Source organism: Arthrobacter sp. NicSoilB11, assembly GCF_019977375.1.
GTDB lineage: Bacteria > Actinomycetota > Actinomycetes > Actinomycetales > Micrococcaceae > Arthrobacter.
On sequence record NZ_AP024657.1, the window covers coordinates 909,349 to 928,080 of the forward strand.

The 18,732-nt window shown below is 66.5% G+C and carries 18 protein-coding genes; 14 read left to right on the plus strand and 4 right to left on the minus strand.

Annotated elements, in window-relative coordinates; all coding sequences use genetic code 11:
- Window positions 1-4: 4 nt before the first annotated feature.
- The 6 genes from dhaL (at window position 5) to LDO14_RS04330 (ending at window position 6,262) form a co-directional block, all read left to right on the plus strand.
- Window positions 5-1,726, plus strand: a complete 1,722-nt coding sequence (gene dhaL / locus LDO14_RS04305; protein WP_223993916.1) for a dihydroxyacetone kinase subunit DhaL — start codon at window positions 5-7, stop codon at window positions 1,724-1,726.
- A gap of 10 nt (window positions 1,727-1,736) precedes the next feature.
- Window positions 1,737-2,231, plus strand: coding sequence for a ribose-5-phosphate isomerase (locus LDO14_RS04310; protein WP_018769579.1), 495 nt, complete (start codon window positions 1,737-1,739; stop codon window positions 2,229-2,231).
- Complete coding sequence (locus LDO14_RS04315) at window positions 2,228-3,181, plus strand: 3-hydroxyacyl-CoA dehydrogenase family protein (RefSeq protein WP_223993918.1); 954 nt, start codon at window positions 2,228-2,230, stop codon at window positions 3,179-3,181. Before LDO14_RS04310 ends, LDO14_RS04315 begins: the two co-directional genes overlap by 4 nt.
- Before the next feature lie 17 nt (window positions 3,182-3,198).
- A complete protein-coding gene (locus tag LDO14_RS04320) occupies window positions 3,199-3,966 on the plus strand; it encodes an SDR family NAD(P)-dependent oxidoreductase (RefSeq protein WP_018769581.1) in 768 nt (255 codons plus the stop codon).
- A 101-nt stretch (window positions 3,967-4,067) separates the two neighbouring features.
- The gene (locus LDO14_RS04325) at window positions 4,068-5,414 is read left to right on the plus strand and encodes an MFS transporter (protein ID WP_018769582.1); all 1,347 of its coding nucleotides are present in this window, start codon (window positions 4,068-4,070) and stop codon (window positions 5,412-5,414) included.
- Window positions 5,415-5,443: 29 nt separating this feature from the next.
- On the plus strand, window positions 5,444-6,262 hold the full coding sequence (locus LDO14_RS04330; protein ID WP_134165628.1) for a triose-phosphate isomerase family protein: 819 nt from the start codon (window positions 5,444-5,446) through the stop codon (window positions 6,260-6,262).
- Here the strand turns inward: LDO14_RS04330 and LDO14_RS04335 are convergent.
- Together LDO14_RS04335 and LDO14_RS04340 are read right to left on the minus strand one after the other, a co-directional pair.
- Complete coding sequence (locus LDO14_RS04335) at window positions 6,220-6,702, minus strand: SRPBCC family protein (RefSeq protein WP_018769584.1); 483 nt, start codon at window positions 6,700-6,702, stop codon at window positions 6,220-6,222. The two genes, LDO14_RS04330 and LDO14_RS04335, sit on opposite strands and share 43 nt — an antisense overlap.
- Window positions 6,702-7,061 (minus strand): metalloregulator ArsR/SmtB family transcription factor, encoded by a 360-nt coding sequence (locus LDO14_RS04340; protein WP_056389079.1) that lies wholly within the window; start codon window positions 7,059-7,061, stop codon window positions 6,702-6,704. Before LDO14_RS04340 ends, LDO14_RS04335 begins: the two co-directional genes overlap by 1 nt.
- A 381-nt stretch (window positions 7,062-7,442) precedes the next feature.
- Between LDO14_RS04340 and iolC the strand changes: the two genes are divergently transcribed.
- From iolC to LDO14_RS04375, 7 genes are read left to right on the plus strand one after another with little or no spacing between them, the layout of a single operon-like run.
- Window positions 7,443-8,447 carry a 5-dehydro-2-deoxygluconokinase gene (gene iolC, locus LDO14_RS04345; RefSeq protein WP_223993920.1) on the plus strand — a complete coding sequence of 335 codons (1,005 nt, stop codon included), beginning with the start codon at window positions 7,443-7,445 and terminating at the stop codon, window positions 8,445-8,447.
- Window positions 8,444-9,379, plus strand: coding sequence for a deoxyribose-phosphate aldolase (locus LDO14_RS04350; RefSeq protein ID WP_223993922.1), 936 nt, complete (start codon window positions 8,444-8,446; stop codon window positions 9,377-9,379). Before iolC ends, LDO14_RS04350 begins: the two co-directional genes overlap by 4 nt.
- Before the next feature lie 31 nt (window positions 9,380-9,410).
- Entirely contained in the window at window positions 9,411-11,339 is a 1,929-nt protein-coding gene (iolD, locus tag LDO14_RS04355; RefSeq protein ID WP_223995115.1) for a 3D-(3,5/4)-trihydroxycyclohexane-1,2-dione acylhydrolase (decyclizing), read from the plus strand.
- Between the two features lie 38 nt (window positions 11,340-11,377).
- Window positions 11,378-12,919, plus strand: coding sequence for a CoA-acylating methylmalonate-semialdehyde dehydrogenase (locus LDO14_RS04360; RefSeq protein WP_223993924.1), 1,542 nt, complete (start codon window positions 11,378-11,380; stop codon window positions 12,917-12,919).
- A 22-nt stretch (window positions 12,920-12,941) separates the two neighbouring features.
- Window positions 12,942-13,853, plus strand: coding sequence for a sugar phosphate isomerase/epimerase (locus LDO14_RS04365; RefSeq protein WP_223993925.1), 912 nt, complete (start codon window positions 12,942-12,944; stop codon window positions 13,851-13,853).
- 32 nt (window positions 13,854-13,885) lie between these two features.
- Window positions 13,886-14,899, plus strand: a complete 1,014-nt coding sequence (locus LDO14_RS04370) for a Gfo/Idh/MocA family oxidoreductase (RefSeq protein ID WP_018769591.1) — start codon at window positions 13,886-13,888, stop codon at window positions 14,897-14,899.
- Window positions 14,815-15,918, plus strand: coding sequence for an MFS transporter (locus tag LDO14_RS04375; protein WP_276573329.1), 1,104 nt, complete (start codon window positions 14,815-14,817; stop codon window positions 15,916-15,918). The genes LDO14_RS04370 and LDO14_RS04375 overlap by 85 nt, the downstream gene beginning before the upstream one ends.
- 65 nt (window positions 15,919-15,983) lie before the next feature.
- Here the strand turns inward: LDO14_RS04375 and LDO14_RS04380 are convergent, their stop codons facing one another.
- A complete protein-coding gene (locus LDO14_RS04380; RefSeq protein WP_223993927.1) occupies window positions 15,984-16,433 on the minus strand; it encodes a MarR family transcriptional regulator in 450 nt (149 codons plus the stop codon).
- Window positions 16,434-16,605: 172 nt separating this feature from the next.
- Here LDO14_RS04380 and LDO14_RS04385 point away from each other — a divergent pair, with 172 nt between their 5' ends.
- Entirely contained in the window at window positions 16,606-17,808 is a 1,203-nt protein-coding gene (locus LDO14_RS04385) for an MFS transporter (RefSeq protein ID WP_223993936.1), read from the plus strand.
- A gap of 13 nt (window positions 17,809-17,821) precedes the next feature.
- Here LDO14_RS04385 and iolB read toward each other — a convergent pair whose 3' ends face one another.
- The gene (gene iolB, locus LDO14_RS04390) at window positions 17,822-18,715 is read right to left on the minus strand and encodes a 5-deoxy-glucuronate isomerase (protein ID WP_018769595.1); all 894 of its coding nucleotides are present in this window, start codon (window positions 18,713-18,715) and stop codon (window positions 17,822-17,824) included.
- Window positions 18,716-18,732: the final 17 nt, after the last annotated feature.

Consider the following 18,732-nt stretch of genomic DNA (forward strand, 5'->3'; position numbering starts at 1 on the left):
AATCATGACAAAGATATTTGACGATCCAGCGCAGTTCGCAGACGACGCCCTCGACGGTTTCGTGGCCGCCAACCGCAAGTATGTGGCGCGAGTCGACGGCGGCGTTGTCCGTTCCACCGAAACACCAGAGGGCCAGGTGGCAGTGGTCATTGGCGGCGGTTCCGGCCATTACCCCGCCTTCGCCGGCCTGGTGGGGGCAGGGCTCGCCGCCGGAAGCGCCTGCGGCAACATGTTCGCTTCCCCCTCCGCCGGGCAGGTGTACCGCGTGGCCAAGGCATCCCAGACCGGCGGCGGCGTCCTCCTGAGCTACGGCAACTACGCCGGCGATGTGCTCCACTTCGGCCAGGCCCAGGAGAAGCTGAACGCTGAGGGCATCGAAACCCGCACCGTCCTGGTGACTGACGACATCGCCAGCGCGCCCCTCGAGGAGATCGGCAAGCGCCGCGGCATCGCCGGCGACCTGACGGTCTTCAAGGTTGCCGGCGCGGCGGCAGAGGCCGGGCTGGACCTGGATGAGGTGGAGCGGCTTGCCATCAAGGCCAACCACCACACCCGTTCGCTGGGCGTGGCGTTCGCCGGCTGCACCCTCCCCGGAGCATCCGAGCCCCTCTTCACCGTGCCGGAAGGCATGATGTCCGTGGGACTGGGCATTCACGGCGAACCGGGGATTTCAGACCTGCCCCTGCCCAGTGCCAGTGAACTGGCCAAGCTGCTGGTGGACGGGCTTTTGAAGGACAAGCCGGAAACCGCAGGCCACCGGGTAGTGCCCATCCTCAACGGACTGGGAACAGTCAAGTACGACGAACTCTTCCTGTTGTTCGGCAAGATCGAGGCCCTGCTCACCGCTGCCGGACTCGAGATCGTTGAGCCGGAGTGCGGTGAACTGGTGACCAGCCTGGACATGTCCGGCCTGTCATTGACGCTGTTCTGGCTGGATGCGGAACTGGAGAAGTTCTGGGCCGCGCCGGCTGACACCCCCGCCTTCCGCAAGGGCAACCTGGCCCCGCGCCGGGCCCGGGCCGTCGAGTCCCTGGCCGAGGCGGCCACGATGCCGGGGCTGGCCGCCACGCCGGCGTCCACCGCGCTGGCTGCCACGGCGGTGGGAGTGTTGAAGGAAGCCCGGTCCGTCGTCGTCGAACACGAGGAGGCACTCGGGAAGCTGGATGCCATCGCCGGGGACGGCGACCACGGCATCGGAATGCGCCGCGGAGTGGATGCTGCCGTTGCCGCCGCGGAGAAGTCCCATGCCGGCGGTGCCGGCCTGGAGGAAGTGCTCGCGGCGGCGGGGGAGCAGTGGGCCGAGCGTGCCGGCGGTACCTCCGGGGCCCTTTGGGGCGCGGCGGTCACCGCCGTCGGCAGGACTCTGGGCAGCAAGGACGCCTACACCGCGGCCGACGCAGCGGCGGCCGTCAATGCCCTCCGCGACGCCATTGTCACCTTGGGCAAGGCCGAGGCGGGAGACAAGACCATGGTGGACGCGCTCCTTCCGTTCGCCGAGACCTTCACCAAAGCAATTGACGACGGCGGCAGCCTGGCCGGCAGCCTTCGTGCGGCAGCGGAGGCCGCCGCCGAGGCCGCTGACGCGACTGCCGGACTCAGCCCCAGGAAAGGCCGGGCGCGCCCGTTGGCCGAGAAGAGCCTGGGCCACCCGGATCCCGGCGCCGTTTCGTTCGGCCTCATTGCCCGCAGGGTGGCCGAGTACGCCGCCACCATCGAAAGCCACTAAGGAGAATCGCATGACCGAACACACCCAGCAAGGCTGGCGCATCGTCGTCGGCAATGACGAAGCCGGCGTCGAATACAAGAACGCGCTGCGCGAGATGCTGGAGGCAGACCCCCGGGTCGCCTCGGTGGAGGACGTGGGCGTGGGCGCCGACGACGCTACTGCCTATCCGCACCTTGCCGTCGCCGCAGCCCGCAAGGTCGCAGCCGGAGAGGCGGACCGTGCCCTGCTGATCTGCGGAACCGGCCTCGGCGTGGCCATCTCGGCCAACAAGGTTCCCGGCATCCGGGCCGTCACCGCACACGACAGCTACTCCGTGGAGCGTTCCGTGCTGTCCAACAACGCCCAGGTGCTGACCATGGGCCAGCGCGTCATCGGCCTGGAACTGGCCAAGAAACTGGTGGGCGAGTGGCTTGACCACCGCTTCGATGAAAACTCCGCATCCGCGGCCAAAGTAGACGCAATCTCCTCCTACGAGGACGCGTCGGAAGGACTTGAAGACAAATGAGCAACCGCAACATCGCCGTCGTCGGCTCAGGCTATATGGGCGGCGGGATCGCCCAGGTCCTGGCACTCGCAGGAGCCCGCGTGGCACTCGCCGACGTCTCCGCTGAAATCGCGCAAAGCAACTACGAGCGGCTCCTGAAGGAGTCCGACGAGTTCGTCGCCGCCGGCCTGTTCCCGGCCAACGCCACCGACCTGCTCAAGGAAAACCTCTGGGCAGCCAAGGACATCGAAGAAGCCGTGGCCGGCGCCGAGTACATCGAGGAGGCAGTGCCGGAAATCCTGGAGATCAAGCACGCCACCCTGGGCAGGATCAGCGCCGCCGCCCGCCCCGAGGCCATCATTGGTTCCAACACCTCCACCATTTCCATCGCCAAGCTGGCCGAGGTGGTGGACAACCCGGACCGCTTCCTGGGCGTCCACTTCTCCAACCCGGCACCATTCATTCCCGGCGTGGAAGTCATCCCGCACGAGGGCACCTCCGAGGCCACCATCCAGGCGGCCCGCACCATTGTGGGGGAGACCGGCAAGGAAACAGCCACCGTCAAGGACGTGACCGGCTTCGTGCTCAACCGGCTCCAGTACGCCCTGTTCCACGAGGCAGCCCAAGTGGTGGAGGAAGGCATCGCCACCGCGGAGGACGTGGACACCCTGGTGCGCACCACCTTCGGCTTCCGGCTGCCGTTCTTCGGGCCGTTTGCGATCGCCGACATGGCGGGCCTGGACGTATATGCGTTCTGCTACAAGTCCCTCCAGACCGGGTTCCCGGAGCGGTTCGCCACCCCCAAGATCCTGCAGGAAAAGGTCGACGCCGGCCAGCTGGGCACCAAGACCGGTTCCGGCTTCCTTGACGTCCCCGCAGACCGGACCGCAGCCCTGGTTGCCTACCGGAACAAGGCGTACGTCGCCATGCAGAAGCTCATCGAAGAGCTGGGCCCTGCCCCGCTTTCCTGATCCGAAGGAACACCTCCATGACAGCATTTCCCACAGACCGCACGGTGATCGTTACCGGCGCTGTCTCCGAACGCGGCATCGGCCGGGCCACCGCAGACTACCTGGCAGAGCGCGGCTGGAACATCGGCGTGATCGACATCGATGACGCCGCCACCAAGGCCGTGGCCAAGGAGCTGGCCGAAAAGTACGGAATCAAGGCCCACGGAGCAGGCGCAGACGTCAGCAACGAAGCGTCGGTCCGGGCGGCCATCGACGAGATCGAGGCCGAACTTCCGCAGCTGGTGGCCCTGGCCAACATCGCGGGCGTCAGCTCCCCGGTGCCGTACCTGGAACTGGACGCCGCCGAATGGGACCGGGTACTCAGCATCAACTTGAACGGCGTCCACTACGCCACCCGCCGTGCCGCCGAATCGATGGTCAAGAACCAGCTGGGCCGGATTGTGAACATTTCCTCCGTCTCCGCCCAGCGCGGTGGCGGAACCTTCAGCAAGACCCCGTACTCCGTGGCCAAGGCCGGCGTCATCGGCCTGACCCGCGCCACCGCCCGTGAACTGGGGGAGTACGACATCACTGTCAACGCCATCTCGCCCGGGCCGATCGACACCGACATCATGGGCGGCACCCTGAGCGAGGAACGCAAGGACGAGCTGGTCAAGGACCTGGTGGTGAACCGCGTGGGCAACACGCGCGACATCGCTGCCGCCATCCATTTCCTGATTGGCGAGGACGCCGGGTATATCTCCGGCCAGACGCTGAACGTCGACGGCGGACTGTACATGCACTGACGGCCTCCGTTTCCCTTCGCATCACGAAGACCGGAGCCACCACCAACATGCGGGCCGCCGGCCCGCGGAAACCACCACGTCACCACTCGAAGGAGAGTGTTGTGTCCGAAACCACCGCAACATCCAAGGAACTTCTGGCCCGTCCGGTCCTGAAGTCCGCGATCTTCAAGGCGGCCCGCCGGCTCATGCCGATGCTGGTCATCCTGTACGTCGTTTCGTTCCTGGACCGCACCAACGTCGGCTTTGCCGAGGCGGCCCTCGGGGCGGACAAAGGAGTGTCCGCCGCAGCCTTCGCCCTGGGCGCCGGCATCTTCTTCATTGGCTACGCGATCTTCGAGATCCCCAGCAACCTGCTGCTCAAGAAGGTCGGCGCCAAGATCTGGCTGGCGCGCATCGCCATCACCTGGGGCATCGTTTCGGCGTGCTTCGCCTTCGTCCAGGGCGAGACCTCGTTCGTGATCCTGCGTTTCCTCCTCGGCGTGACCGAGGCCGGCCTGTTCCCCGGCGTGATCATGTACCTGGCCGAATGGTTCCCCAACAAGGTGCGCGTCCAGATGTTCGCCATCTTCTACCTGGCCCAGCCGTTCTCCCAGATGATCGGCAACCCCCTCTCCGGCTGGCTGATCAACATCGGCGACCAGGTGCCGGGCCTGCGCGGCTGGCAGGTCATGTTCTTCGTCGAGGGCCTGCTCGCAGTCCTGGCCGGCATCGCCGCCTTCTTCTTCCTGATCAACGGTCCTGAAAAGGCCAAGTTCCTCAGCCGGGAGGAGAAGTACGCGCTCAAGGAAGTCATGGCACTGGAAGACAACATCAAGGACCAGACCGGCCCCCGCGGCATCCTCGCCGCCATGCGCAACGGCCGGGTCTGGTACTTCACCGCCATCTACTTCTGCCTGCAGATCGCCGTCTACGGCGTGACGTTCTTCCTGCCGCAGCAGGTGTCGTCCCTGACCGGGCAGAAAGTGGGCCTCGCCGTCGGCCTGCTGATCGCGGTCCCGTGGTTCTTCGGCATCTTCTCCTGCTACTTCATCGGCCGGGCGGCTAACACCGTTGCCAAGCGGCGGAAGTTCGGCACCATCCTGTTTCTCTCCACCGGCCTGTGCATCTTCGGCTCGGCCTGGGCGGGAACCAACCACCAGCCGGTCCTGGGCATGATCTTCATAACCCTGGCAGTCTGCAGCTTCCTCGCCGTCGGTCCGGTGGTCTGGTCCTACCCAACCGCGTTCCTCGCCGGATCCGCAGCAGCTGCCGGCATCGGCCTGATCAACTCGCTGGGCAACCTGGGCGGCTTTGTGGCCCCGATCCTGCGGACCGCCGTCAACGAGGCCACGCACTCGCCCACCGGATCCATGGGTGTGTACGCCCTGGGCGTCCTGCCCTTCGTGGCCGCCGCAATGATGTACGCCACCAAGCGGTTCAAGAACAAGGCCGACGACCTGCTCGACTGAGCCCGTCACAACACACCGCAAGGAACTTCATGCGCACCTCCGGCAGCAGCACAGGCAACGGCACCGTCCACATCGGCGTCAGCACCAAAATGTACCTGGGTTACCAGGCAAGCCTGCGCTGGCTGTCGGAGGTGCGCTCCGTTGTGGACGAAAGGCCCGGGCTGGGTGCGCATTCCGCCAAGGACGCACCGGTCCGGGTCTTCGTCATCCCTTCCTTCCCCGTCCTGGAGCCGGCCACACGGATCCTGGCCGGCTCACCCGTCCTGCTCGGCGCCCAGAACTGCGCCTGGGGGGACGGGCCCCTCACCGGGGAAGTCAGCCCCGGCATGCTGGCCGAACTGGGCGTCCAGCTCGTCGAGATCGGCCACGCGGAACGCCGCAGCCTGTTCGCCGAGGACGACGCCGTGGTGGCACGCAAGGTGCGTGCCGCCGTCGACAGTTCCCTTACCCCGCTGCTTTGCATCGGTGAGCCGGACAGGCTCGACGCCGGTGCTGCCGCCGACTTTTGCGTGCGGCAGGTCCACGCCGCTACTGGCGGTGACGCCAGCCTCCTAAGCTGCCTGGTCCTGGCCTATGAACCCGTATGGGCTATCGGTGCTCCTGCACCCGCCCCGCCGCAGCACATCAACTCCGTGTTGACCCTGCTCCGGGCCGCACTGGGCCCGGACTGCCCCCTGATTTATGGCGGCAGTGCCGGGCCAGGGCTGCTGCCGCAGCTTCCCGCAGCGGACGGACTCTTCCTGGGCCGTTTTGCGCACGACGCCGCCAACCTTGGCCGCGTGCTGGACGAAGCCCTCGCCCTGGCTCAGACCCGCGCCCCGGCCAGCAATTCCTCCAGCCGCTCGTAGCCCTCGCTCAGGCCGCCCTCCATCCCGGACTGGGCCATGCCGTCGCGCGCCTCCTGGCTTGGGTAGACGGAGTGGCCCCGCAACCGGGTCCTTCCGTTGCCCAGGTCCTCAAACGTCATGAAGTCCAGGCTGACCACATCCGGGTATCCGCCGAACTCAAAGGTCTGGATGGCGAATTCGTTGTCCCGGACGGTGTGGAAGATGCCCTTGAACTCGTAGGCCACACCGTCCGGTCCTGTGTGCAGGTAGCGGTAGCTGCCGCCGGTGCGGAAATCGTAGTGGTCGATCTCCATTTTCAAGCCCCGCGGGCCCAGCCACTGGACAATCAGGTCCGGTTCTTTGTGGGCGCGGAACACGTCCGCCACCGGGAAATCAAACTCGCGCTCGTAATCGATGAAGGGGACGCCCTCAGGAACGCTGAGTTTCAGGGAATTGCTCATCATGACTCCTTGGAGGATTTTTCGCCGCTGTCCGCAGCGTTTGACCTAAGAACGGCGTCGAGGCTGCGGAACTGGCCTTCGCGGACCAACCGGTACCGGTCAATCCAGGCGGTCAGCTCCTCGAGCCGCGCCGGGTTCAGGTGGACGGGCCTGCGCTGTGCATCCCTGCTTCGGGTCACCAGCGCGGCCTGCTCGAGTACCTGGATGTGTTTCGAGACCGCCTGCTTGGAGATCTCGAACGGTTCTGCCAATTCGTTCACTGTTGCCGGGCCCCGGCTGAGCCGGGCGATGATGCTTCTCCGCACGGGATCTGCCAGGGCCATGAAGGCCGAGTCCAATGCCGCACTTTCAGGGTTCATTGCCTGCCCGTTTCTAATCAACCTCCAGGTTTATCAACCTTTAGGTTGTTTAAGCATAAGAGTCCCAGGGTGACGATTCAAGACCCGGGTCTTCAGGGATTCCGGTTACGTGGAAACAGTGCCCGGTGGCTGGTCCTTCGACTTCGGCTGCGCGCAGTACGCACGGGAGAGTTGGCCGTCGCTAAAAAGTAGTTCCGGCACCCGAAATATTGGGACCGCGGCGCCCGGCAGCTTCAGTTGTAAGTATGTCAGTACAAACCTTTGACAGGACATTGGATCTAAGGCAAAGTAGTGCCTGTGGCCCACGCCACGGCCTGCCAGTCCCGGAACTCCTGCCCCTCGAAGGATCCGCGTTCCACACCAGAAAGGTCCACGATTCCCGTGACCCACGAGCTTCTTACGATCGGGCGCATCAGCGTTGATATCTACCCGAACGACATCGGGGTTGGCCTGGAGGACGTTGATTCCTTCGGCAAATACCTTGGCGGTTCACCGTCCAACGTCGCGGTTGCCGCCGCCCGCCACGGACGCCGCACCGGGGTCATTACCCGGACCGGGGATGATCCGTTCGGCGCCTACCTGCACCGCGAACTGCAAAAGTTCAACGTCGATGACGCCTTTGTTACCCCGGTGAAGGATTGGCCCACGGCGGTGACCTTCTGCGCGATCAAGCCGGCCACGGACGAGTTCCCGCTGTACTTCTACGGCCGGTTCCCCACGGCGCCGGACCTGCAGATCAAGGCTGAAGAGCTGGACCTGGACGCCATCCGTGAGGCCGGGATCTTTTGGTCCACGGTGACCGGCCTGTGCCAGGAGCCCTCCCGATCAGCGCACATTGCCGCGCATGAGGCGCGGCCGCGGACCGGGCTGGCTGAGGGCCAGTTCACCATCCTGGACCTGGATTACCGGCCGATGTTCTGGGCTTCCGAGGAAGAGGCCCGGGCCGAGGTTGCCAAGGTCCTGCCGCACGTCACGGTCGCGATCGGCAACGACAAGGAATGTGCCGTGGCAGTCGGCGAGGGAAGCCCTGATGAGCAGGCGGACCGCCTGCTCGCTGCCGGCGTGGAAATCGCCGTCGTCAAGCTCGGCCCCGAAGGCGTGATGGCCAAGACCCGCACCGAACGCGTGGTCTCCGCGCCCGTCCCGGTGGAAACCCTCAACGGCTTGGGTGCCGGCGACTCCTTTGGCGGCGCCTTCTGCCACGGACTCCTCTCCGGCTGGCCGCTGGCACAGGTCCTGGACTACGCCAACGCCGCCGGCGCCATCGTCGCCTCACGCCTTTCCTGCGCCGATGCCATGCCGACGCCGGAGGAGGTCACCTCGCTGCTGGCCGAACGCGGCCGCGCGGTTCCGGGCGCCTCGATTCCCGAAGGAGCAGCACTGTGACCCTCACCTCTCTTGCTTCCAACAACGCTGTGGACGACGATCCGCGCCGCTATGAGCACCTGAGCACTATACGGCTGGAAGACCCGGAGGCGGTGGCCCGGGCGGCCAAGTCCCGCCGGCGCCACCCCGGCCTGAAGTCGGGGCGGCAGAACTTCATCGTCGCCGCCGACCACCCCGCCCGCGGCGCCCTTGCCGTCGGCAGCGACCCCGTGGCCATGGCTGACCGGCGTCAGCTGCTGGACCGGCTGCAGATCGCCCTGGCCAACCCCGCCGTCGACGGTGTCCTGGCGTCCCCGGACATCATGGACGACCTGCTGCTGCTGGGCGCCCTGGACGGCAAGCTGGTCTTCGGTTCCATGAACCGCGGCGGCCTCTCCGGGCTGGTCAACGAGTTCGATGACCGCTTCACCGGCCACACCGCCGCCGCTCTGGAGGCCCTGGGTGCTGACGGCGGCAAGATGCTCACCCGCATCTGCCTGGGCGACCCCGACACCGTGGCCACCCTGGAAGCGACCGCCAAGGCCATCGATTCGCTGGCGGAGCGCAAGCTGATTGCCATGGTGGAACCATTCCTGTCGGTCCGGGAAAACGGCCGCGTCCGCAACGATCTGTCCACCAACGCCGTGATCAAGTCCATCGCCATCGCAGAGGGCCTGGGCTCCACCAGCGCCTACACCTGGATGAAGCTTCCCGTCGTGGCGGAGATGGAACGCGTCATGGCGGCCACCACCATGCCCACCGTCCTGCTGGGCGGAGACCCGGATGGGTCCCAGGACGAGGTCTTTGCGTCCTGGCAGGCGGCACTGGCGCTCCCGGGCGTCCAGGGCCTCACTGTTGGCCGGACGCTCCTGTACCCGGCCGACGGAGACGTCGCCGGCGCCGTCGCCAGCGCCGCTTCGCTCCTGAACCACACCACGGAAGTATCGGAGTAGCCTCCCCATGGACACAACAGGAACGCGCAGGATGACGGTGGCCCAGGCCGTCGTCGAATACCTGTCCAAGCAATACACCGTCGACAAGGTGGGCGGTGTGGACTACCGGGAGCGGCTCATCCCCGGCACGTTCGGTATTTTCGGGCACGGTAACGTTGCCGGTGTGGGGCAGGCCCTGAAGCAGTACCAGCAGCTGGACCCGGCCATCATGCCGTACTACCAGGGCCGGAACGAGCAGGCCCAGGCGCACCAGGCCGTGGGGTATGCCCGGCATACCCGCCGCCGCCAGACCTTCGCCATCAGCACCTCGATCGGCCCGGGGTCCTCCAACCTGCTGACCGGTGCCGCTTTGGCCACGACGAACCGGCTGCCGGTGCTGCTGCTGCCCAGCGACACCTTTGCCACCCGCGCCGCGGACCCGGTGCTGCAGCAGCTCGAACAGCCCTACGCCTACGACATCACCGTTAATGACGCGTTCCGGCCACTGTCCAAGTTCTTTGACCGGGTCACCCGCCCGGAGCAGCTGTTCTCCGCGTTCCACCACGGCCTGCGTGTCCTGACGGATCCGGCGGAGACCGGTGCGGTGACCATTTCGCTGCCGCAGGATGTCCAGGCCGAGGCGTTCGATGTCCCGGCGGAGTTCCTGGCCGAGCGGGAGTGGTGGATCCGCCGCCCGGAGGCCGACGACGACGACATCGCCCGTGCCGCGGCGGCGATCCGTGCCGCGAAGCGCCCGCTGATCATCGCCGGCGGCGGCGTCCTCTACGCCTACGCCAACGACGAGCTCGCAAAGCTCGCCCAGCTGACGGGCATCCCGGTAGGCAACACGCAGGCCGGCGTCGGCGTCCTGCCGTGGGACCACCAGTTCAGCCTGGGTGCCATCGGCTCCACCGGTACGACGGCGGCCAACGCCATCGCTGCCGACGCCGACCTGATCATCGGCATCGGCACCCGCTACGAGGACTTCACCACCGCGTCACGCACAGCGTTCCAGAACCCCGAGGTGCGCTTCATCAACATCAACGTTGCCCCGATCGACGCGTACAAGCACGGCACCACGCTGCCGATCGTCGCCGACGCCCGCAAGGCACTGGTCAAGCTCAACGCAGCACTGGGCGGCTACCGGGTAGGCGCCGACCTGGAGGACAAGGTCGCCGCCGGGAAAAAGCGCTGGAACGCCACTGTGGACGAGGCCTTTGACACCCGCTACACCCCGCTGCCGGCACAGAACGAAATCATCGGCGCCGCCAACCGGGCCATGGACGCTGCGGATGTGGTGATTTGCGCGGCCGGGTCCCTGCCCGGGGACCTGCACAAGATGTGGCGTGTCCGGGACCCGTTCGGCTACCACGTCGAATATGCCTACTCCTGCATGGGCTACGAAATCCCCGGAGGCCTCGGGGTCAAGCGCGCAGCCCTGGCCGAAGCCGCGCGCGGCGGCGAGCAGCGGGACGTCGTGGTGATGGTGGGGGATGGCTCCTACCTGATGATGCACACCGAACTGGTCACCGCCGTCGCCGAACGCATCAAACTGATCGTGGTCCTGATCCAGAACCATGGATACGCCTCCATCGGCTCCCTGTCCGAATCCCTGGGCTCGCAGCGCTTCGGCACCCGCTACCGGGCACTGGACGAAGAACAGCACAGCTTCGACGAAGGGGACACCCTGCCGGTGGACCTTGCCCTGAACGCCGAGTCCCTGGGCGTGAAGGTCATCCGGATCGAACCCGGCGAGAAAGTCATCGCCGAACTGGAACAGGCCATCCGCGACGCCAAGGCCGCCCCCGAGGGCAGCGGGCCCATCCTCATCCATGTCGAGTCCGACCCGCTCCTGGACGCACCATCCTCCGAGTCCTGGTGGGACGTCCCCGTCTCCCAGGTCTCCGAACTGGATTCCACCAAGCAGGCCTTCCATACCTACGTCGACCACAAGTCCCGCCAGCGCAAACTGCTCGGCTAACCCTCCTCCAGACACCACCCCCTCAAGGAAGAGTCCCCATGACTGCCACCACCCAGACCACCGATACCCAGACCACCGATACCCAGACCACCGTGATCAACCACTTCATCAACGGCGCCGAAACCGCCGGCGCTGGCGACCGCACCACCCTTGTGTACAACCCGGCCACTGGGGCCGTGACCGGCGAGCTGCGCCTGGCCAACCGCGCCGACCTTGACGCCGCCGTCGCCGCCGCCCGGAAGGCTGCCGACAGCTGGGGTGACATCTCCCTGGCCAAGCGCACCGCCGTCTTGTTCAAGTTCCGCGAACTCGTCGCCGCCCACGTGGACGACCTCGCTGAACTAATCACGACCGAGCACGGCAAGGTCCTCTCCGACGCCAAGGGCGAAATCGGCCGCGGCCTGGAAGTCATCGAGTACGCCTGCGGCATCCCCACCCTGCTCAAGGGCGACTACTCGGACCAGGTCTCCACCGGTATCGACGTGTTCAACTTCCGCGAGCCCCTCGGCGTGGTCGCCGGCATCACCCCGTTCAACTTCCCGGTCATGGTGCCGCTGTGGATGGCCCCGATGGCGATCGCCACCGGCAACGCCTTCATCCTCAAGCCCTCCGAGCGCGACCCCTCCGCGTCCCTGCTGCTGGCCAAGCTCTGGAAGGAAGCCGGCCTGCCCGACGGCGTGTTCCAGGTCCTGCACGGCGACAAGGAAACCGTCGACGGGCTCCTGACCCACCCGGACGTGGACGGCATCTCCTTCGTCGGGTCCACCCCGATCGCGCAGTACGTCCACGAAACCGCCACCAAACACGGCAAGCGCGTCCAGGCCCTGGGCGGGGCGAAGAACCACGCCATCATCCTGCCCGACGCCGACCTGGACAACGCCGCCGACCACCTCGCTGCCGCCGCCTTCGGCTCCGCCGGCGAACGCTGCATGGCGATCTCCGTCGCCGTCGCCGTCGGGGACGCCGCCGACCTGCTGGTCAAGAAAGTCGAAGAACGCGCCCTGGCCGTGAAGGTCAACAACGGCACCGCCCCCGACGCCGAAATGGGCCCGGTCATCACCCCGGCCTCCAAGGAACGCATCGTACGGATCGTCACCGAAGCCGAGGCCGCCGGCGCCGCCATGGTGGTGGACGGCCGCGACCTGGTGGTCCCGGGCCACGAAGACGGCTTCTGGGTGGGGCCTACCGTGATCGACCACGTCAAGACCGAAATGACGGCTTACACGGAAGAGATCTTCGGACCCGTCCTCGTCGTGGTCCGCGTCGACACCCTCGAAGACGGCATCAAGCTGATCAACGCCAACCCCTACGGCAACGGCACCGCCATCTTCACCTCCTCCGGCGCCGCCGCCCGCAAGTTCCAGCGCTCCGTCACCGTCGGCATGATCGGCATCAACGTGCCCCTCCCGGTCCCCGTGGCCTACCACTCCTTCGGCGGCTGGAAAGCATCCCTCTTCGGCGACAAACACATCTACGGCCCCGAAGGCGTCTCCTTCTACACCCGCGGCAAAGTCGTCACCTCCCGCTGGCCCGAAACCCACCACGCCTCCGAAGCCTCCTACAACTTCCCGTCCAACTAACACCCAGAGAGACAACGCTGTCATGACTGAGAACAAGCTGATCATCGGCACGGCGCCGGACTCCTGGGGCGTCTGGTTTGCGGACGATCCGAAGCAGACCCCGTGGGAACGCTTCCTCGACGAAGTGGCCGAGTCCGGCTACAAGTGGATCGAACTTGGCCCGTACGGCTACCTTCCCACCGACCCGGCCCGCCTGGCGGAGGAACTCAAGCAGCGCGACCTGAAAGTCACAGCCGGCACCGTGTTCACCGCCTTCCACCGCGGCGTGGACCAGTGGGAGACCGCCTGGGAGCCGGCCCGCAAGGTCGCCGAACTCACCGCGGCAATGGGCGGCGGGCACATCGTGGTCATTCCGGCCATGTGGCGCGACGACGTCACCGGCGAGGCCGTGGAAAGCGGCACGCTAAGCGACAAGGCCTGGAGCGACCTGTTCGCCGGCCACAACCGCCTGGGCAAGACCCTGCTGGAGGACTTCGGCCTGAAGCAGCAGTTCCACTCCCACGCTGACTCCCACGTTGGCGCGCAGGAGGACATCGAAACGCTGCTGGGAGCTACCGATCCGCAGTACCTGAACCTCTGCCTGGACACCGGCCACGCGGAATACTGCGGCGCCTCCAGCCTGGAGCTCATCAAGAACTACCCTGACCGCATCGGCTACCTGCATTTGAAGCAGATCAATCCGGACATCCTCAGGCGAGTCAACGAGGAAAACATGACATGGGCCGCGGCCAACCTCGCCGGCGTCATGACCGAACCGCCGAGCGGGCTGCCCGACCTCCGCGCCGTCATCGAGGCCGTGGAAGCCCTGAACCGCCCCATCTTCGGGATCGTGGAACAGGACATGTACCCGGTGGCCTTCGACGTCCCGATGCCGATCGCCAAGCGCACCCGCAACTACCTGCTGACCTGCGGCTCCCGCACCGCCGTCAACTGACCTCTTCCTGCTAACGCCAAAAGGACCAAACAATGACTGAAACCCTCCGCGTCGCCGTCATCGGCGCCGGCCGCATGGGCGCCGACCACATCCAGCGCCTCAACAAGCGGATCCATGGCGCCGAAGTGGCCGCCGTCGTCGACGTCGACCTCGCCCGCGCCGAGGCCGCCGTCGAAGACATCCCCGGCGCAGTCGCCCTGGCCGACGCTGACGAAGCCCTCAACAACGGCGACGTCAACGCCGTTCTCATCGCCACCCCGGGCTTCCTGCATCAGGACATCCTGCTCAAGGCCATCGCCAGGGACATTCCGATCCTCTGCGAAAAGCCGCTGACCCCGGACGCCGAATCCTCCTGGAAGATTGTCGAAGCCGAAGTGGCGCTGGGCCACCAGCGCATCCAGGTGGGCTTCATGCGCCGCTTCGACGCCGAATACGCAGCGCTCCGCTCCATCATCCGCAACCATGAGCTGGGCGAACTGCTGATGCTGCACCACCAGCACCGCAACCCCAACACCCCTGAGGGCTTCACCAACGAGATGCTCATCAATGACTCCGTGGTCCACGAATTCGACGCCATCCGGTTCTTCACCGGCGAGGAAATCACCAGCATCCAGGTCCGGCTGGGCAAGCCCACCCGCAATGCTCCCAACGGCCAGCACGACCCCCAGCACGTCCTGATCGAGACCGAGTCCGGCGTCCTGGCGGACGTCGAGATCTACGTCAACGCCAAATTCGGTTACGAGGTGGCCACCCAGGCCTCCTTCGAGGACGGCATCGTCAGCATCGGCGGCGACAAGGGTCCCTACACCCGCAGTTCCGGCCGCTGGGGCGGCAGCGTCACCCCAGGCTTCGAAGAGCGTTTCGGCGCCGCGTACGACGTCGAAATCCAGTCATGGGTGGACGCTGCACTGAGGGGCGAAATCGGTGGCCCCTCCGCCTGGGACGGGTACGCCACCGCGGCATGCTGCGAGGCAGGCGTCGAGGCGCAGAAGAACGGCGAAAAGGTCGCCGTGAAGCTGGCTGCGAAGCCCGACCTCTACAAGTAGGACAGGAGAAGGGGACGGAGGGGAAAACGACCATACAGCAGCCCGGCAACCACCAGCGCGCCCTGCGGACCGCCACGATCATCTCCACCTTTGGCGGCCTGCTGTTTGGCTACGACACCGGCGTAATCAACGGCGCGCTGCCCTATATGCAGCAGGATCTGGGCCTCACCCCGCTGACCGAGGGCCTGGTGACCTCGTCCCTGTTGTTCGGCGCCGCGTTTGGCGCCCTGTTCGGCGGCCGCCTGGCAGACCGCAACGGCAGGCGCGGGATGATCATGGTCCTGGCAGTCGTCTTCCTGCTGGGCACCCTGGGCTGCACCTTCGCGCCGAACACCGAAGTGTTAATCGCCGCGCGGTTTATCCTGGGGCTTGCCGTGGGCGGGGCATCCGTTACCGTTCCGGTCTACCTGGCCGAGATATCGCCGCGCGACCGGCGCGGCCGGATCGTCACCCAGAACGAACTCATGATCGTCACCGGGCAGTTGCTGGCCTTCATTTTCAACGCCTACCTGGGCAACTCCTTCGGCGAATCGCACGGCATCTGGCGCTGGATGCTGGTCATCGCCACCCTGCCGGCCATCGCGCTGTGGATCGGGATGAACGTCATGCCCGAGAGTCCACGCTGGCTGGCCTCCATCGGCAGCTTCGGCGAGACGCTCAGCGTGCTGCAGCGGATCCGGTCGCAGGAGGAAGCCCGCAGGGAGTTCGAGGAAGTCAAGGCCATGGCCGCGGAGGACTACAAGTCCAAAATGGGTTCATGGAAGGACCTGGGCATCCCGTGGCTCCGCAGGATCTTCGTGGTGGGCCTGGGCCTCGCGGTGATCCAGCAAGATCACCGGCCGAGTGGGAACCACGACGGCGCTGCTGCTCATCGGCCTCTTCTCCCTGATCCTGCCGGAATCGCCTTTGCCGCCAAATACGTGCCCGAGACCAAGGACAAAAGCCTGGAGGACCTGGAGCACTACTTCAAGAATGTGGCCGGCAGCAAGGCCGGGGCCGCCGCGGCGAAGGTTCCCTGACCGGACCAGCGCCCCGCTGCTCCTTGCAAAGCCCCTATGAGGATCCTCAAAGGGGCTCTGCTGTCCTATGCGCGCGCATGCAGCCCGGGCAGTGCGTCAACCAGCGGTGCGAGTTCCGGCATGGCCATCGCCTGGCCGAGGGCCCGCTCAAGCGTGGCATCGTGGACGGGCCGTGCTTCCTCAAGGAGGCTCAGGCCGGTGGGCGTCAGTTCCGTATAAATTCCACGGCGGTCGTCGTCGCACAGGATCCTGGTCAGGAGGCCGCGGTCCTCAAGCCGGTTCACCAGCCGGGTGGTGGCGCTGGGGCTGAGCGCCGTGGCACGCGCCAACTGCTGCATCCGCATGTGCCAGCCGTCCTGCCGGCTGAGGGCGTCCAGCACTGTGTACTCCACCACGGAGAGCTTCGACTCTGCCTGGAGGGAGCGCTCCAGCTCGCCTTCGATCAGCCCATGCAGGGCCGCCAGGGTGCGCCAGCCCTGGGCGCGGACCTCGACGGCGTCGTCCTTGATGCCCATGGTTGCTCCTTTACGAATTGTCCCGGCGGGAGAGCCCTCCGGCAGCCGCGGGTAGAGATAGTTGCTTGCGCGGCATATTTGCATGTGCAACAATAAATACCGCGCCTGCAACTATCTTAGGCGCCTTCCACTTCACGGAACAACCACACGTACAGCTCAAAGGAGCATTCGCATGCCTGTTGGCCTGATAGCACTCGCCCTGGGCGGGTTTGGCATAGGACTCACGGAATTCGTCATCGCCGGCCTCCTCCCGCAGGTGGCAACCGACTTTGGCGTCACCGAAGCGGAGGCCGGCTGGTTCATCTCCGGCTACGCACTCTCCGTGGTGGTGGGCGCGCTGGGCCTGACGGCAGCCGTGACGCGATTCCAGCGCAAGCCCGTACTGGCCGCACTGCTGGTCCTGTTCATTGCCGGAAACCTGCTTTCCGCCACTGCTGACGGTTACTGGCCAATGATGCTGGGCCGCGTTGTTGCCGCCCTCTCGCACGGCGCCTTCTTTGGCATCGGGGCAGTGGTGGCGGCCGGCATGGTCCCGCCCAGCAAGAAGGCAGGCGCCATCGCGCTCATGTTCACGGGACTGACCGCGGCCAACGTCCTTGGCGTGCCGTTCGGGACGTTGCTGGGCCAGGCGGCCGGCTGGCGTGCCACCTTCTGGGCCATCACGGTCATTGGCGTGGCTGCGCTCGCCGGCATCCTGGCCCTGGTTCCCAAGCCGGCCCGTGAAGCGGGGCAGGCGGGAAGCCTCCGCTCCGAGCTTCGGGCCTTCCGCTCCGGCCAGGTGTGGCTTTCCATCCTGGTGACCATCCTCGGCTTCGGCGGCATGTTCGGCGCGTTCACCTACATTGCGTACACCCTCACCGAGGTGTCCGGATTTGCGGCCTCCACCGTGCCATGGCTGCTCATTGTCTTCGGGGCGGGTCTCTTCGCCGGCAACACCCTTGGCGGCAAAGCCGCAGACCGCAACGTGGACCGGACGCTCCTGGTGGTGCTCGCCGCGCTGGCCGTGGTCATGGTGGTGTTCGCTCTGACGGCCGCCAGCCCTGTCCTGACGGTCATGTCGCTGGTCCTGATGGGCGGCTTCGGCTTCGCCACCGTGCCGGGCCTGCAAATGCGCGTGATGAAGTATGCCTCCGGGGCTCCCACCCTGGCCTCCGGCGCCAACATCGGTGCCTTCAATGTGGGCAACGCCCTGGGCGCCTGGCTGGGAGGGGTCACCATCACCGCCGGCCTCGGCTACACCTCACCCATCTGGGCGGGCGCCGTGATCACCGTTGCGGGCCTGGCCGTCATGGCGTTCGCCGCCGCCACGGCCAAGCGGGAACGGCAGCTTGAAGGCCAGGTGCCGGTGCCTGTCGAGGAGCTGGCCAGCCGCTAGGCGGCGGGGTTCCTTAGGCACCGAACGGAAGCCGCGGGTCGATGTTTTGGGTCTCCCAGGTCTGACGCACCCAGCCATGGTGGGGATCGTCGCTGATCAGCCATTCCCGCACCGGGCCCGGACCTGCCATGACGTTGAGGTAGTAGAGGTCGTAGCCGGGCGCGGCCATCGCCGGGCCGTGCCAGCCGTAGGGGACCAGGACCACGTCGCCGGTGCGCACCTCGGCCGACACATCGATGGGCCGCTCATCGGAGGCGTAGACGCGCTGGTACCCGATGGCGTCGGCGTCGGGTGGTGCTGCGGAGCCGGACGCCACCTGGGTTTCGAAGTAGTAGATCTCTTCGAGCTGGGTCTCGCCGTCCTTTTCCTCGTCATGCTTGTGGGGAGGGTAGGAAGACCAGTTCCCTGCGGGGGTGAGGACCTCGCAGACGATGAACCGGTCGGCCTCCAGCGCTGCCGGGGTGCCGAAGTTGTGGACCTGGCGCGAGCAGTTGCCGGCGCCGCGCAGTTCCACGGGGGTCTCCGCGGCATGGACCAGCCGGGTGGGGTAGGAGGCTTTCGCGGGGGCCGTGGCCACTGCCACCCTGCCGCCGTCGGCGGATTTGATCCTCACGGCGCGTCCGGCGCCGGAATAAAGGACGTCGCTGGGCCCGGAGAAGACCGAGGGCCGGCCCGCCAGGGGATAGTCGGTGCCGTCAACCGTCACGGTGAAGGCCCCGTTGAGGGGCACCACGATCCGTTCCTCGTCCGCGGCGGAGAGTTCGACGGCGGCACCGGCCGGCACCGTGGCCACCTTCAGGCCGGTGTGCGCCCAGCCGTCCACGGCGAGGGAGGAGTCGGAGGTTCCGATCGAAATGTCCCATTTGCCGTCAGCGGCGGTGCCCAGGGGGTAAACCCAGTTGGTCATGGAGTTGGCTCCTTGGA

Excerpts from the sequence above, each read along its gene's own strand:
- LDO14_RS04360 (WP_223993924.1), top strand. The coding sequence starts at position 11,378 with ATGACTGCCACCACCCAGACCACCGATACCCAGACCACCGATACCCAG.
- LDO14_RS04310 (WP_018769579.1), top strand. The coding sequence starts at position 1,737 with ATGACCGAACACACCCAGCAAGGCTGGCGCATCGTCGTCGGCAATGAC.
- iolD (WP_223995115.1), top strand. The coding sequence starts at position 9,411 with ATGACGGTGGCCCAGGCCGTCGTCGAATACCTGTCCAAGCAATACACC.
- LDO14_RS04365 (WP_223993925.1), top strand. The coding sequence starts at position 12,942 with ATGACTGAGAACAAGCTGATCATCGGCACGGCGCCGGACTCCTGGGGC.
- LDO14_RS04340 (WP_056389079.1), bottom strand. The coding sequence starts at position 7,061 with ATGAACCCTGAAAGTGCGGCATTGGACTCGGCCTTCATGGCCCTGGCA.
- LDO14_RS04320 (WP_018769581.1), top strand. The coding sequence starts at position 3,199 with ATGACAGCATTTCCCACAGACCGCACGGTGATCGTTACCGGCGCTGTC.
- dhaL (WP_223993916.1), top strand. The coding sequence starts at position 5 with ATGACAAAGATATTTGACGATCCAGCGCAGTTCGCAGACGACGCCCTC.
- LDO14_RS04370 (WP_018769591.1), top strand. The coding sequence starts at position 13,886 with ATGACTGAAACCCTCCGCGTCGCCGTCATCGGCGCCGGCCGCATGGGC.
- LDO14_RS04385 (WP_223993936.1), top strand. The coding sequence starts at position 16,606 with ATGCCTGTTGGCCTGATAGCACTCGCCCTGGGCGGGTTTGGCATAGGA.
- iolB (WP_018769595.1), bottom strand. The coding sequence starts at position 18,715 with ATGACCAACTGGGTTTACCCCCTGGGCACCGCCGCTGACGGCAAATGG.
- LDO14_RS04330 (WP_134165628.1), top strand. The coding sequence starts at position 5,444 with ATGCGCACCTCCGGCAGCAGCACAGGCAACGGCACCGTCCACATCGGC.
- LDO14_RS04375 (WP_276573329.1), top strand. The coding sequence starts at position 14,815 with ATGCTGCGAGGCAGGCGTCGAGGCGCAGAAGAACGGCGAAAAGGTCGC.
- LDO14_RS04315 (WP_223993918.1), top strand. The coding sequence starts at position 2,228 with ATGAGCAACCGCAACATCGCCGTCGTCGGCTCAGGCTATATGGGCGGC.
- LDO14_RS04335 (WP_018769584.1), bottom strand. The coding sequence starts at position 6,702 with ATGAGCAATTCCCTGAAACTCAGCGTTCCTGAGGGCGTCCCCTTCATC.
- LDO14_RS04380 (WP_223993927.1), bottom strand. The coding sequence starts at position 16,433 with ATGGGCATCAAGGACGACGCCGTCGAGGTCCGCGCCCAGGGCTGGCGC.